Source organism: Paraburkholderia sp. PAMB 6770 (assembly GCF_057748135.1).
This window is the reverse complement of sequence record NZ_CM173239.1, coordinates 374,045-387,899: the sequence shown is the minus strand read 5'-3', so window position 1 is coordinate 387,899 and position 13,855 is coordinate 374,045. Positions and strand designations below refer to the sequence as shown.

The window sequence follows — 13,855 nt, the reverse complement described above, 5'->3', positions numbered from 1 at the left end:
TCGCTCCATTCACGAAATCGTTGCCCCCCGCACACCGCGCGCTGGAACGGGGGTCCGACCTCACTCGAATGAAATTCCCCAATGCGTGATAACCAACCCGTCACCGAACGCGAGCACCCGATTGCGGGGCACCAGACCCTCGTTTCCGTCACCGACCCCAAGGGCCGTATCATCTTCTGCAACCAGACGTTCATCGAGATCAGCGGTTTCTCCCGGTGCGAACTGCTGGGACAGCCTCACAACATCGTGCGCCACCCGGACATGCCGGAAGAAGCCTTCCGTGACATGTGGAATACCCTCCAGAAAGGGTTGCCGTGGAGTGGCGTCGTCAAGAACCGCTGCAAGAACGGGGATCACTACTGGGTCCAGGCGAATGCTACGCCGATGATGGACGGCGGCCGCATTACGGGCTATATGTCCGTGCGCGGCGTCCCGACGCGCCAGGCTATCGCGGCGGCGGAACGTCTCTACGCCGTGATGCGCGAGGAGGCCCGCACGGGCAAAAAGCGGCACCTGTTGCGCGAGGGCGAGGTGGTGCGCGGAAAATGGCTCGGCCGTCTTCAGCAGCTCATCAGATCCTCAACCCAGACGAAGCTTCTCGTGGTCCAGCTCGCCGCGGCATGCGCGACGGTTACGCCCGCCATTCTGCGATTGCCGTTACCGGTCACGCTAGCTGCGGCGGCGCTTGCCTTCGCCACAGCGTTCTGGTGGACACGCTCGATTACCGTCAAGCCGCTGCAAGACCTGGTCGGCGACGCGAACCGGCTAGCCGCCGGCGATCTGGTACACCCTGTGACCACTGGCGCAAGCGGCGTGGTCGGCCTGCTCCAGCTCGCGCTGCGGCAGATCTCGGTCAATTTGCGCGCCGTCATCGGCGACGTGCGAAGCGAGGTCAACCAGTTGCGCGTCGCGACCCGCGAAATTGCCGCCGGGAACAGCGACCTGTCCGCACGAACCCAATCCCAGGCGGTCAGCCTCGAAGAAACCGCATCGTCAATGGAACAGATCACTGGCACCGTGAAGCAGAGCGCGGACGCAGCCGAGCGCGGCGCGCACCTGGCGCGCGAGACGTCGGAGGTCACCCTGCAAGGCAACGATGCCGTTCAGGCCGTGGCTGACACGATGGAAAGCATCGCGGATTCGGCCCACCATATCAACGACATCGCGCATCTGATCGAGGGTATCGCCTTCCAGACCAACATCCTCGCACTCAACGCCGCAGTGGAAGCCGCCCGTGCCGGTAGCGCCGGGCGGGGCTTCGCCGTGGTCGCGTCGGAAGTGCGCGCGCTGGCGCAACGCACCTCTGTCGCCACCCAGGAAATCAAGCGGGTCCTGGACGATTCGGCCCAGCGTGTCGCGTTAGGACGGGATCGCACGACGGACGCGCGCGAACGCATGAAGGACGTGCTGTCCGCGGTCAGGAAAGTCGATAAGGTGCTCGAAGAAATCGGCGTCGCGGCGGACGAGCAGCGTAGCGGGGTGTCCCAGATTGGCGTCGCCGTCACCCAGATGGACACGATGACGCAGCAGAACGCCGCAATGGTGGAAGAACTCGCCGCCACCGCGGAGTCGCTGAACGAGCAAGCGGAGGAACTCAGCGGCGCAATGCGATTGTTTCGCCTCTCGGACAGCGAAACCGCGCTGGGCGAAATCGACGCGGTCGAATCACGACGCAAGGGGAAGCTCGCTGCAGTCGCGACCTGAGCTCACCCTGCGCCGCGTTCTCGCTTTCAACCAGACTGCCCGGCTCTGGCCCGCGTAGCCGAGGGGTCCGGCGCCGCTCATCTGACGCACGTCTCGGTCCGCATCCGATGCTGACCGACGCAGACGCGGCTTCGCTGAACGCCGTCGGGCCGCAGGCGAAGCATGAGGCGGAGTCGACGGAAGCCGCGGCCGCTGGAACGCAGCATCCCAGCGGCCTCATCCGGCTTCCCGCAAGCGCGGTCTCAACAGGCCGGTGCCGGTTGAATCAGACGATGCTTAATTTCGCAGTCCGTATCGAATTGCCACGGTATGTCGAGCGCGATTTCTTCGCAATTCACCCCTTCGCCGCCCCGGTCGACGACAATGAAATCGCTGACGCGGTCGAGCGCCAGCAGCGGATGGTGCCATACCCCTTTCGCGTAATTCACGCCCTGCCAGCCTTCGCTCGCAAACGCGCGCATCCGCGTCGGATCGAACTCGCCCGCGGGAGCGACGACGACCAGATAGCGTGCGCCGCCAAGCGGCAGGAACGCCTGACTGCCCAGCGGATGCCGTTCCATCAGCACGATCCCGACCGGCTCGCGACAGGGCTGCGCACGGAACAGGCTGATCAGCGGGCGGCCGCCCCCATCGCTCACGTCGACGCTCGCCAGATCGTGATAGCGCTCGGTCGTGCCGCCGTTGATCGGGAAATGGCGCGCCCCCGCCAGTTCGATCACGTCGCCGAACGGCGCGAACGCGGCGCGCGTGAGCGGTTCGATTGCAAGCGTGTTCATCGGCGTGCGCCTACGCGAGCTCGCCCCACAGGCGCAAGCGCGATACGCCGCCGTCGGGGAAGATATTGAACCGCACGTGCGTCACCGGCCCGAGCGCGGCGAGGTCCGCCTCGAACGTGTGCACGTGATCCATCTGCAGCTTCTGCTCGCCGAGCAGCACCGGCCAGAACATCGCCTGCGTGATCAGCGAATCGTCCGTGCCGCCCGCCACGCTCGCCGCCTGCAGCGAACAGCGGTCCGGGAAATTGCCCTTGAAGTGCGCGGTATCGACTTCGACGCGACGGATCACGCCAGGCTGCGCAAGCGCGACGATTGCCCAGTCGTTGCCCGGCTCGCGGCGGCGGCGCGTTTCCCAGCCGTCGCCCATGTTCACGCCGCGGCCCGGCATCAGCATCTGCGACGCAGGGCCGAAATGCTGGTTGTTCGCCGCGACGAGGTAGGCACCGTTCTCGATGGCCGCGAGGTCGACAGGCGCACCGCGTTCCACGCGCGTCCAGTCGCGCGCCGGCTGCCCATACACGCGCAGCCGCGCGAGGCCGCCGTCCGGGTACAGGTTCACGCGCAGATGCGTGAAGGTATCGCGGGCGAGCACCTCGACGTAATGATGCTGGTTGCCTTGCAGGGTCGTGGCCGGCACAACTGTCTGCCATGCCGTATCGTCGGGCGGCGTGTCGCCGTCGCAGCGGCAGCCTTCGATCGACGCGGCCGGCGGGAAGTTGCCGGTGAAATGGCTGGTGTCCAGGTCGACACCATGGATCACGCCGGGCCGCGCAAGCCGGACCACGCAGAAATCGTGGCCCGTGGTGCGCTTGCGGCGGGTCTCCCAGCCGTCCATCCATTTGCCGTGATCGTCGTACTTGCCTGGAATGAAGACGGCGGCCTGCGGGTCGAGCATGCGCTCCTTCGGCGCGAAAAACTCGTCGCTGGCGTGCAGCGCCTTCGCGCCGAGCCGCGGATCGGCGAGGTTCATGTAGCGGCGCGTGAAGGCGGGGGCGTTGGGATCGAGCGTCGGAAGGGCCATGTCGGGAAGTCAGTCTCTCGTGTTGAACGTGATGATGGCGGAGCGAGCGATCGCGCGCCCGCCGATGGAATCAGGTGCCGGTATGGGCGGCTTGCGACGGCATCCGGGTATCGGGTCGGACTCGCCGCCGCAGCCCTGTTTCAGTGCGCGGCAGCGTGCTGGCCTGCCAGCGCACCCGCGCCGCCGACGCCGCCCGCCGCGTCCTCGGCCGGCTGATAGCGCAGCGCGGGATCGAGATTCAGCACGCGGCGCGCGCGCGCCTTGTCGATGTCGTTCTCCCACACCGCGACGATCACCGTCGCCACGCAGTTGCCGACCAGGTTCGTCAACGCACGCGCGATGCCGACGAACCAGTCGACCGGCAGGATCAGCACGAGGCCAAGCACCGGAATCGCCGGAATCGCGGAGAGCGTTGCCGCGAGGATCACGATGGCCGAACCGGGAATGCCGTGCGCCCCCTTCGACGTCACGAGCGACACCAGCACCACGACGATCAGGTCGTGCATGGAGAGCGGCGTGTTGGTCGCCTGCGCGATGAAAATCACGGCCAGCGTCAGGTAGATCGAGAAGCCGTCGAGGTTGAACGAGTAGCCCGTCGGGATCACGAGGCCGACCGTCGAATCCTTGACGCCCATCCATTCGAGCTTGCGCATCACCTGCGGCAGCACCGCATCGGAGGACGCCGTGCCCAGCACGATCGACAGCTCTTCGCGCAGATAGCGGATCAGCTTGAAGACGCTGAAGCCGGCAAGCCGCATCACGATGCCGAGCACCACCGCGACGAACACGGCGCAGCTCGCATAGAAGACGATCACCAGCAGGCCGAGCTGCTTGAGCGACGCGACGCCGTAGGTGCCGGTCGTGAAAGCGATCGCGCCCAGCACACCAAGCGGCGCGAGCTTGATGATGAAGCTCATCACCTTGAAGAAGACCTGCGCCATCTCGTCGATCAGGCTGTTCACGCGCTGCGCCTTGTCGCCGAGCAGCGACAGCGCCGCGCCGAATAGCACCGAGAACACGAGGATCTGCAGCACGTCGCCGGTCGCGAAGGCATTGATCGCGGTGTCGGGGATGATCTTCAGCAGAAAGGCGGCGGTGTCTTTCAGATTCTTCGCGTGCGCCGTGTAACTGGCCAGCGATGCCGCGTCGAGCGTATGCAGGTCGACGTTCATGCCCGCGCCCGGCCGCGTGGCGTAGGCGAGCACCGCGCCGATCACCAGCGCGATCGTGGTCATCGCCTCGAAGTACACCACCGCTTTCAGCCCCACCCGTCCGACCTTCTTCAGATCGCCCGCATGCGCGATGCCGCTCACGACGACGCAAAACACGATCGGCCCGATCACCATCTTGATCAGCTTCAGAAAGCCGTCGCCGAGCGGCCGCAACGACTGCGCAAAATGCGGAAACACCGCGCCGACCACGATCCCTGCGACCAGCGCAACCACGACCCGTCCGAACAACGAATTGAAGAACTTCACCACAGCTTTCTCCCGGTTGATCCAACTGTTCATACTGGTCCGACCAGTGATGTTATGGCGGATATTAGAAAACCGATATGCTGAGGTCAAGGAATCAAAAGCCGGTGTTTACCCGCAGATTTTCCTTCCCCCAGAGCCCGCGGACGGTTGTCTGACACACCCGTGCGTGCGCAGGAAAGATCAGCGGATTACAATGAGGTCAGACCAGACTGGAGAATCCAAGGGCGATGAGAAGCGTTCCTCATACCGTCACCGATGCTGCGATCGCGACCATTCGCGACCGGATCGAAGCCGGCGTGTATCCGGTAGGCAGCCTGCTACCCGCGCAGCGCCAGCTCTCGGAAGAACTGGAAATCAGCCGCGCGTCGCTGCGCGAAGCGCTCACCACGCTGGAAACACTCGGCTTGCTGAAGATTCGCCCCGGCAAGGGCGTGTATGTGGAACGCGCGCAGGCGGCAGTGACGCAAACGTGGCGCTTTGCCGACCAGTCGTCGCTGCCGGACACGTACCAGATGCGCTTCGCGCTCGAAGGGTTCGCCGCACGCATGGCCGCGCTCGCGATCGGCGATGCGGATATCGACTGGTTCGAGCAGAACCTTGCGGCGCTACAGGCGGCGCTGTCATGCAACGAGCTCGACGAAGCCGCGCAGCTCGATTTCGATTTCCACATGCGCATCGTCGGCATCGCCGGCAATGCGGCGATCGAATCGATCTTGCGCAGCAGCGCGGACATCATGAAAGAAAGCCAGCGCATGCCGTTCTACCAACGCGAACGCGTGCTGTCCACCTGGCGCGAACACAGCGAGATTCTGGATGCGCTGCGCCAGCGCGATTCAACGGCCGCAGGCCGGGCGATCGAAGCACACATCGTCAATGCGGCGCAGCGCGCAGGCGTGTATTTTCCGACGCCGCAGCGCTGAGGCCGCTGCCGCGCGGCGCGGTGCGGTGCGGTGCGGTGCGGGAGAGAAATCGGCGGTCCTGAAGAGGGTTCGAGGGTCGGCGCGCACAAGCAGGGGACGTCCTGATGAACCATTGAAGCCCCGAACAGGACGTGCCGGCCTTGCACGACGTCGTCCCCGTTCACGCCGCGCGCGGCCGACACGAAAGACCGGTGGTCCCGAAGCGCCGGCCCGCTACAGCAGTGTCAGGAACAGAATGGCGACCAGCAGTCCGCCGATCAACGCAAGGTAGAAATTCAGGTTACCCGATTGCAGCGCACGCAGTTTTTCTGCGCAGCGGTTTACCACGCGCACCGCCGGGCCGAACAGGTGCCGCTCGAACAGATCGGTCACGCCCGCGGAGAACACCAGACGCTTGATGAAGTACTCGCGCTGTTCGTGTTCGCGTGTCGTGCTCACGGTCGGTTGATAGATGAAGCTGTAGAACGTACGCATCGCGTTCGAAAAAGTGAGCGCAGTCGTCGTCGCGTTGTGCTCGTCGGCCGTCATGCCGCCGAACCAGACCGGCACCCGGCGGATCGGGCGGCGCTTCGTCAGCCACAGCAGCCCGATCGGCAGGAGTGCGAGAAGCGGCATCACGATGACCAGCTTCGACGGCGAGATGAATGCAAACGTGTTGGTCAGCGGAACGAGCACCCAGCCGTCGACCATCGCCTGCGGACTGTTGGCATGGAACAGGGCTTGCGCGCCGCTCGCGAGCGCGTTGAGCCAGAGCGGCGCCCCCACCGCCACGGCGAGGCCGCACAGGCCCAGCACGCCGACCACGATCGCATTCGCGCGTGGAAGCGGCGGCACAACGTCCCGCTCCGGCAAGCCCAGCAGCCCCAGACCGCACAGCTTCACGAACGTCGCGAGCGCAACGGCGGCTGCAAGGGCCAGGCCCGCGCCGGCCAGAACCAGCACGAGTCGCCCGGCGAAAGACGCAAGATGGAACCCCTGAAACACCGTCTGGAACACATACCACTCGCTGACGAAACCCGCCTGAGGCGGAATCGATGCCAGGCTCATGACCGCCAGCACGGCCCCCAGCCCCAGAAGGAAGCCGCTGTGACGCAGCCACCCGCGCTGCACGATGTCGTAGTTGCGCGATACCGCGAACACACCATCGGCGCTCAGGAACAGCGCGCCTTTCGCGAGTGCGTGTCCTGCGAGATGCAACAGCGCAACCGTCCAGGCCAATCCGGCCAGGCTGGCGAGGTGATCGGCGCGAAACAGTTGCGTGACCCCGAGCATGGCCACCGCCACGGAAGCATTTTCAGCGGACGAATAAGCGAGCAGCGCACGCCAGTCGTCCTGCTGGAACGCGAAGAGCACCGCGAGCACCGCGCTCGTCACGCCGATCGCAATCGCGATGACGCCGAGCCCAAACGCCGTGTTCCCGTTCACGGACAGGTCAAACCAGCTGTTCCAGCCGCGGCTGAGCGCACAATACGCCGCATTCAGCACGACACCCGAGAACAGCGCGCCGCTCGCACCGCTGCCACTCGAATATGCACGGGGAAACCATTCGTAGAAAGGGATCAGTCCGAGCTTGGCACCAAAGCCGATCAACAGCGCGAGTCCTCCAAGCCAGGACACCCATCCGCCCGAGCTCGTGGCATGCCCGACAAAACCGGCGAAGCCGGTTTGTCCGGCGGCACGGCCGAGCAGCAGGATCGCAAACACGAGTGCGACTGCGCCCACTTCGAGCAGCGCAAGCATCAGCAATATCGGCCTCCCCTCGGTCTGGTCGCCGAACTCGCCCATCAGCATGAGCGCACCGCCGAGGCTCATTGCCTCCCATGCGACCAGCAACGAGACGCCATCCTGCAGGCCGAATACGCCGAGCGCGCCGAGCAGGCTCAGCGCCGCCCCCGCACGCCAGCGACCCGGGCGGCTCGCCACGGGCGAACCTAGCCAGCATGCGCAGGCAGCCGGCAAAAGCCCGAATCCCATCAGCCAGAGACCCGCCGGTTCGAGCGCGAAACTCACCGGCTGCCCGGCAATCGCCACCGGCAGAACCACGGGCGTAGTACTGTCCGGCAATACGACAACGCATGCGAGCATCGCGAGGACGCAGCCAGCCACAAGCAACGCCCGGGCGACGCCCTGCAACGGGCGCACCATCGCGAGAACGGCCGCGAAGGCCCACGAGAATGCCGCGATCCCCAACAGAAGATTAGCGCTCAATGATCCCTCCCCGCACCCGTTGAGGCACGCGCCCGACAATCATCAGCAGCGCATGGATCAATGCGGCCGGATTCGGCGGGCAGCCGGGCAGATAAATATCGACGGGCAGCACGCCGTCGAGGCCGTTACCGGATGCGTAGTTGCCGGCTGTCACGCCGCCCGAGACGGCACAGGTGCCGGTAGCGACGACCCAGCGGGGGGCCGGCATCGCCTCCCAGGTTTCCAGCAGCGGCCCTCGCATTGCCTTCGAAACCGTGCCCGTGACGAGCAGCACATCGGCAAAACGGGGAGACGGCGTGAAAAAAATGCCGAGACGATGCAGGTTATAGAACGGGTTATTCAGCGCTTGCAGTTCCGATTCGCAGCCGTTGCACGAGCCAGCGTCGACGTGACGAATATGAAGGCTGCGGCGGAATGGCCGGCGCTCTCGCGCGACGGTCCCGCGGACCGCGCGCCTACCCGGCGCGTCATCCCAGATCAGGTCGGCGCGCTCGCTTACGCCCATGGCCCAATCCGCTGATTCCGTGAACGCGCCCGTCGGGCACACCTGCGTGCAGCGCTGGCAAACGATACAGCGCCCCCAGTCCACCTGCGCCCGCCCCGACGTCGCCCCTTCGCTCGGAAAACTGATTGCGTGCGTGACGCATGCCTGCGCGCACGCATCGCAATCGGGAATACATCGCGTGGGGTCGTAACGGGGCATGCCCAGCACCCCTTGCTGGCCGTGCGCATCACCAGCCAATGGCCAGTCAGTGCTGGCGGCGCCCTCCCGCAAACCGAACCAGGTCCATAGTGACATCGGTCGTTCTCCCTTTCGCGCGGCTCGCACGCTAGCGTGCACAGCCCGAAACCGTCAGGCCGAAGCTCGCTTCGTTGATTGCGTAGTCCATCATGTTGCTGTCGTGCACCGTCGACGGAAACACCCGCCAGTTCGAGAAGGACGGCGACTTGATCTTGACGCGCGCAAGCCTGCCGGCAGCGTCCAGATGAACGGCGTACAGCAGCGTGCCGCGCGGCGATTCGGCCCAGCCCAGCCCTTCAGCGCCAGCACCGGGCACGCACGCGACGTGCAGCGCGCCATCATCGGGGGCACCCTGCCCGATCGCCTCCTCCAGCAGGCCGATACTCGCGCGCAGTTCCGCGACCCGGACCCGCATGCGCGCGCACGCGTCGCCTTCGTGCGCGATCGCCACAGCCGGCTTCAGGACGTGGTAAGCGGCGTATGCGTGATCGCGGCGCAGATCGCGATCGATCCCGGACGCTCGCTCCACCGGCCCGGTTGCCCCCTGATCGAAGGCGAGCTGCTGGCTGAGCACGCCCGTCGAGATCAACCGGTCGAGGTGACTGGACGTGCGTTCGAGCAGGTCGACGTACTGTTCGATCTGCGGCTTGAGCGACGCGATCCCCTCTGCCACTGCATCCATATCGAGCGCCCGGCGAACGCCGCCCGGCCAGATGACACCGCGCAGAAAACGGCTGCCGCTCGCGCGCGCGTTCATCTGCCTGGCCAGTTCTTCGAGCAGCTTGCCTTGCGTCTCGCCGACCTTCAGTGTGGTCGTGTGGCACAGGTGCCCGAGATAGTGCAGATGGTTGTAGATCCGTTCGAGCTCCGCCGCAATCACCCGGTACCAGCGCGCGCTGCGGGATATGTCGCAGCCCGCTGCGTCCTCCAGCGCCTGCGCGAAAGCGAGTGCATGCGCCACGCTGCCGGTGCCGGCGACCCGCTCCGCGAGCAGCGTCCCCGAACCGGTGGCCATCTCCTCGAACTGCTTTTCCATCCCGCGATGTTTGAGAAAGAGGTTCGGGTGGTAGTAAAGAATGCCCTCGCCCATGTAGTAGAAGATGAACTGCGCGGACTCGACCACGTCGGCCCGCACGGGGCCAAAGGGAAGCAGCTGGACGTGCTTGCCGGAGACGCTCGGCAAGACAGGGGCGGGCAGCCTCGCTGCCCTGCTTTCGCCCGCCTGGGCGGACGGTTCGAGCGGCCCCCTCGGCGCGTGTGGCAAAAAAGCGGTCACCAGCCGCTCGGATTCGGGATGCCCGGAGAACATCACCCCGCTCATCTCCATCACCTCACGTTCGTGCCAGCCCAGCAACGGGCAGATTGCCGCCAGACTCGGCACCGCCTCCCCGCCGACGTCGACCGACCAGCCCGTGAATCGCCGCTTGCCCGGCAGCGTGGCGACGTAGCGCAACTGCGCGTGCGAAGACGTCGGATACCACGCATAGACGGCCTGCATCCGGCCCCCCATGGCCAGCAGTTGCCGCGCGCGCGACGGCAGCTCGTCGCGCCGGACGGTTTCGTATTCGCAGTTCCTCACCGGGCCCCTCCACCGAGATCAGCCGCCACGTTCGAGAAGAAATGCCACAGACCCTGCGGCCACCAGATCCCGAACACGAAAACCGGTACGAGCGCAAGCCACATCGGCAAGGTCATCCAGACACTCGCCGCGCGGCGCGTTTCGCCGGGCACTGAAGCGGGCGTCGCCGGTGGCGTCGCCAGATACATCGTGCGGAAGTGATTCAGAAAGCCGACGAAGATCACGATCAGCAGCACGAGCAACACGATCACCGCCCATGCATTGGGGGTCGCGAAACCGGCGCGCATCAGCGTTACCTCGCTCAGGAAGAGTCCGAAGGGTGGCGCACCGGTGATCGCGACCGCGCCTGCCAGCCAGAGCGCGCCCGTCACGGGAAACCGGGACCACACCGCGCGGATTGCGCCGATATCCTTGGTGCCGTACACCCGCATCACGTTGCCTGCGCCGAAAAACATCAGCGATTTGTTCAGCGAGTGATTGAGCATGTGATAGAGCGTCGCCGCAATCGCCAGCGGGCCGCCAAACCCGAACCCGAGCGCGAGCACGCCCATGTGCTCGATGCTCGAATAGGCCATCAGGCGCTTGATCCCCTCCTGCCGGACAATAAAAAGCGCTGCGACCAGCAGCGAGAATGCGCCGAACGCAACCAGTACGGTGCGCGCCAACAACGAGTGGTTGACGGCGTCCGTGATAGTCAGGAAACGGGCTATGCCGAGCATCGCCGTATTCAGCAGCGCGCCGGAGAGCATTGCGGACACCGATGCCGGGCCTTCGCTGTGCGCGTCGGGCAGCCACGTATGCATCGGCGCGAGGCCGGCCTTGGTGCCATAGCCGACCAGTAACAGCAGGAACGCGGTCTGGGTAAGCGCCGGATTCATGTGCGGCGCGGCCGCGCGCAGCGTCGCCCATGTCATGTCGTACGTCGGACCGAGAACGAGGCTGCCGGCCCAGTAGAACAGTACGGTTCCGAGCAGGGCGAGACTGATGCCGGCGGACACCACGATGATGTATTTCCACGCCGCCTCGATCGACTCTTCGCCGCGCTCGAATCCGACGAGGAAAGTGCTGACGAGCGTGGTGAGTTCGATCGCGATCCAGTACACGCCGATATTGTTCATTAGCGGGGCGTAGATCATCGTGGCGGCAAACAGCGCGAACAGCGTATAGAAACGCGGCAGGCGGGCCTCCTCGTCGGTGAGCAGGCGCATGTATCCCACCGCGTAGATCGAGGCAAGCAGATAGACAACGCACGTGCAAACCAGCATCCACGCACCGAGCGCGTCGAACACCACGTAACCCTGCACGAAGGTCCGTGTCACGCCGGCATGCGCGGCCAGCCAGAGCGCCGCCGCGACGCACGCCAGGGCCGCGGCAAGGTTCGCGAACTCCGCGATCCGGCGACGCCGGCACGCTGCCGAAACGGCCGCGGCGACGAGCGGGGCGCCGAGCATGACAACCAGCCCGCATTCCATCATGTTCACCCCACGAGACGCCGCAGTTCACGGCTGCTTGTACTGCCGACGTGCGCGACCAGATAACGCACGAGGACACCGAAGCTCACGACGATCACCAGCAGATCGAACAGCAGCACCAGTTCGATCAGCAGCGGCATGCCCGGCACGAGAATCTGCGAACCGAGAAAGATGCCGTTTTCGAGAATCAGCAGCCCGAGTACCTGGCTGATTGCCTCCTGGCGCACCGCCAGCATCAGAAAGCCGATCAGTTTCATCGACAGCATCACGGTCAGCGCCAGCACGACTACCGTTCCGCCCAGTCCCAGTGCGTCGCCGAGGCGGTTCGACACGACGAACGCGAACAGCACGAGTAGCGCACCGAGCACGAGACTGGAACCCGGCTGCAGGATCACGTGCAGTTCGCGCTCGACCGCAAGACGCGCGATGATGCGCCAGATCAGGTACGGCAGTACCATGCCGCGAAACAGAACCGTCAATGCCGCGACCAGGTAGAGTTCGTGATAGTGCCCGTAGTAACCGACCGCGCCTGACAGCGCGGCAATCAGCCATGACTCGACGGTGAAGGCGATCAGATAGTCCCTGAGCCAGCGTGAGCCGAGCATCACGAACGCAAGCAGCAGGCTGCCGATCGCCAGAAGGCTGAAGAGCGATGCGGCGAGCGGACTGAGATGAGCGAGCAGCATGGGTTCACCGGAGCTGGTTGGCCGCGATCGCGAGCACGGCGAGCATGAATGACGCCGCAAGCGGCTCCTGGTAACGGAAGAATCGCAGCCGCGACTGCCCCGTTTCGACCAGCACGACGACGAGTGCGACGACCAGCATCCGCGCGAGCAGGCCCGCGGCCGCGGCGGCCGCGCCGAGTGCCGTACCGTGCCGGGAAAGCCCCCATGGCAACGTCAGCACGTTGCAGAAAATCGTGTAGAGGATGAACTGCTTCATCATCGACGCCCACTTCAATAGCGCGAGCAGCGGCCCCGAGTACTCGAGTATCCGTGCCTCCTCGATCATGTAGATCTCGATGTGCGTACTCGAATGGATCGGCAGGCGGTCCGTCTCGACCAGCAGCAGCACGAAGAACGCGAAGACGAGAAACAGGTGTGCCGGACTCCAGTAGAGCGACGGCTGCTGCACCAGCAGATGGTTGACGACGAAAGGCAGCATCGATTTGGCGAGCAGTGTAATGCCCACCAGAACGAGAATCAGTGTCGGCTCGGCAAGGATGCCGAGCATCACGGACCGGCTCGAACCCATGCCGCCATACGCGCTGCCCGAATCGAGCCCGGCGAGCATGATCGCAAACGACCCGAGCGTCAGGATCAGACCGCCGCCGAGGATGTCGCCCATATCCGATAATGGCAGCGGAAAATCAGTCAGAACCGGGATCAGGATCGGCACCGTCATCATGCAGGTGAACGCGACAACCGGTGCACACCAGTAGATCCACGACGCCGAATGCGGCACCACAAGCTGCTTGCAAAACAGCTTGCGCAAATCCCGATAGGGTTGCAGGATGCCCGGTCCCCGGCAGCGCTGAACGCGCTCCTCCCATTGCAGGATCACCCCCTGCAGCAGCGGGGCGAGCGCAAGAACACTCATCACCTGCGCGATCTGCAGCACGATGGCGCGCGCGGTCATCGCCGGACTCCGGCACGCGCCCGCCCGAACGCCGGCGCGCGCGGCACGGCGCAACCAGCGGTGCACCGAAGCACAGGACGGATGAAGTTATGCCATGGCCACTCGCCGTTGCATCCCATGTTATTCACATTTTCAGGCACACAATGCCCGGGATGCTCGTGAAGGCGAGCCGGCCAATAATACCTACCGGCCCCGGCGCCCGGGGACTGGTAGGCATCATCAGCCGCAGGAGAACACGCGGCGGTTCAGGGAGAATGCCATCTCCACAAATTTGACTACGAGTATAGGAAACGCGCCAATACATGCAAGGTCGCATG

11 protein-coding genes and 1 riboswitch are annotated in these 13,855 nt (G+C 65.1%); of the genes, 2 read left to right on the top strand and 9 right to left on the bottom strand.

The features are described from left to right. The first annotated feature begins 81 nt into the window (after positions 1-81). On the top strand, positions 82-1,704 hold the full coding sequence (locus AC3AP7_RS19330; protein ID WP_487364186.1) for a methyl-accepting chemotaxis protein: 1,623 nt from the start codon (positions 82-84) through the stop codon (positions 1,702-1,704). 242 nt (positions 1,705-1,946) lie between these two features. Here AC3AP7_RS19330 and AC3AP7_RS19325 read toward each other — a convergent pair whose 3' ends face one another. From AC3AP7_RS19325 to dctA, 3 genes are all read right to left on the bottom strand, one after another. Continuing rightward, on the bottom strand, positions 1,947-2,480 hold the full coding sequence (locus AC3AP7_RS19325) for an ureidoglycolate lyase (RefSeq protein ID WP_487364185.1): 534 nt from the start codon (positions 2,478-2,480) through the stop codon (positions 1,947-1,949). Positions 2,481-2,490: 10 nt separating this feature from the next. Next, entirely contained in the window at positions 2,491-3,501 is a 1,011-nt protein-coding gene (gene alc, locus AC3AP7_RS19320) for an allantoicase (protein WP_487364184.1), read from the bottom strand. Positions 3,502-3,641: 140 nt separating this feature from the next. Next, entirely contained in the window at positions 3,642-4,982 is a 1,341-nt protein-coding gene (gene dctA / locus AC3AP7_RS19315) for a C4-dicarboxylate transporter DctA (RefSeq protein WP_487364941.1), read from the bottom strand. Positions 4,983-5,206: 224 nt separating this feature from the next. Between dctA and AC3AP7_RS19310 the strand changes: the two genes are divergently transcribed. Then, positions 5,207-5,899, top strand: coding sequence for a FadR/GntR family transcriptional regulator (locus tag AC3AP7_RS19310; protein ID WP_487364183.1), 693 nt, complete (start codon positions 5,207-5,209; stop codon positions 5,897-5,899). Between the two features lie 213 nt (positions 5,900-6,112). On the opposite strand, the gene AC3AP7_RS19305 is transcribed toward AC3AP7_RS19310, so the two are convergent. Genes AC3AP7_RS19305 through AC3AP7_RS19280 form a run of 6 tightly spaced genes read right to left on the bottom strand, consistent with a single transcriptional unit; the run spans position 6,113 to position 13,538 of the window. Further along, the gene (locus AC3AP7_RS19305) at positions 6,113-8,107 is read right to left on the bottom strand and encodes a proton-conducting transporter transmembrane domain-containing protein (RefSeq protein ID WP_487364182.1); all 1,995 of its coding nucleotides are present in this window, start codon (positions 8,105-8,107) and stop codon (positions 6,113-6,115) included. Then, entirely contained in the window at positions 8,097-8,906 is an 810-nt protein-coding gene (locus AC3AP7_RS19300) for an NADH-quinone oxidoreductase subunit B family protein (protein ID WP_487364181.1), read from the bottom strand. The genes AC3AP7_RS19305 and AC3AP7_RS19300 overlap by 11 nt, the downstream gene beginning before the upstream one ends. A gap of 31 nt (positions 8,907-8,937) precedes the next feature. Next, complete coding sequence (locus tag AC3AP7_RS19295) at positions 8,938-10,428, bottom strand: hydrogenase large subunit (protein ID WP_487364180.1); 1,491 nt, start codon at positions 10,426-10,428, stop codon at positions 8,938-8,940. Continuing rightward, the gene (locus AC3AP7_RS19290) at positions 10,425-11,903 is read right to left on the bottom strand and encodes a proton-conducting transporter transmembrane domain-containing protein (protein WP_487364940.1); all 1,479 of its coding nucleotides are present in this window, start codon (positions 11,901-11,903) and stop codon (positions 10,425-10,427) included. Before AC3AP7_RS19290 ends, AC3AP7_RS19295 begins: the two co-directional genes overlap by 4 nt. A gap of 2 nt (positions 11,904-11,905) precedes the next feature. Continuing rightward, the gene (locus tag AC3AP7_RS19285; protein WP_487364179.1) at positions 11,906-12,586 is read right to left on the bottom strand and encodes a hydrogenase; all 681 of its coding nucleotides are present in this window, start codon (positions 12,584-12,586) and stop codon (positions 11,906-11,908) included. A 4-nt stretch (positions 12,587-12,590) separates the two neighbouring features. Then, positions 12,591-13,538 carry a respiratory chain complex I subunit 1 family protein gene (locus AC3AP7_RS19280; RefSeq protein WP_487364178.1) on the bottom strand — a complete coding sequence of 316 codons (948 nt, stop codon included), beginning with the start codon at positions 13,536-13,538 and terminating at the stop codon, positions 12,591-12,593. Positions 13,539-13,741: 203 nt separating this feature from the next. Further along, a riboswitch (Fluoride riboswitch) is annotated at positions 13,742-13,812 on the bottom strand. Positions 13,813-13,855: the final 43 nt, after the last annotated feature.

Coding starts and splice junctions, on each gene's coding strand:
- AC3AP7_RS19285 (WP_487364179.1), bottom strand. CDS start 12,586: ATGCTGCTCGCTCATCTCAGTCCGCTCGCCGCATCGCTCTTCAGCCTT.
- AC3AP7_RS19330 (WP_487364186.1), top strand. CDS start 82: ATGCGTGATAACCAACCCGTCACCGAACGCGAGCACCCGATTGCGGGG.
- AC3AP7_RS19325 (WP_487364185.1), bottom strand. CDS start 2,480: ATGAACACGCTTGCAATCGAACCGCTCACGCGCGCCGCGTTCGCGCCG.
- AC3AP7_RS19280 (WP_487364178.1), bottom strand. CDS start 13,538: ATGACCGCGCGCGCCATCGTGCTGCAGATCGCGCAGGTGATGAGTGTT.
- AC3AP7_RS19310 (WP_487364183.1), top strand. CDS start 5,207: ATGAGAAGCGTTCCTCATACCGTCACCGATGCTGCGATCGCGACCATT.
- alc (WP_487364184.1), bottom strand. CDS start 3,501: ATGGCCCTTCCGACGCTCGATCCCAACGCCCCCGCCTTCACGCGCCGC.
- AC3AP7_RS19300 (WP_487364181.1), bottom strand. CDS start 8,906: ATGTCACTATGGACCTGGTTCGGTTTGCGGGAGGGCGCCGCCAGCACT.
- AC3AP7_RS19290 (WP_487364940.1), bottom strand. CDS start 11,903: ATGATGGAATGCGGGCTGGTTGTCATGCTCGGCGCCCCGCTCGTCGCC.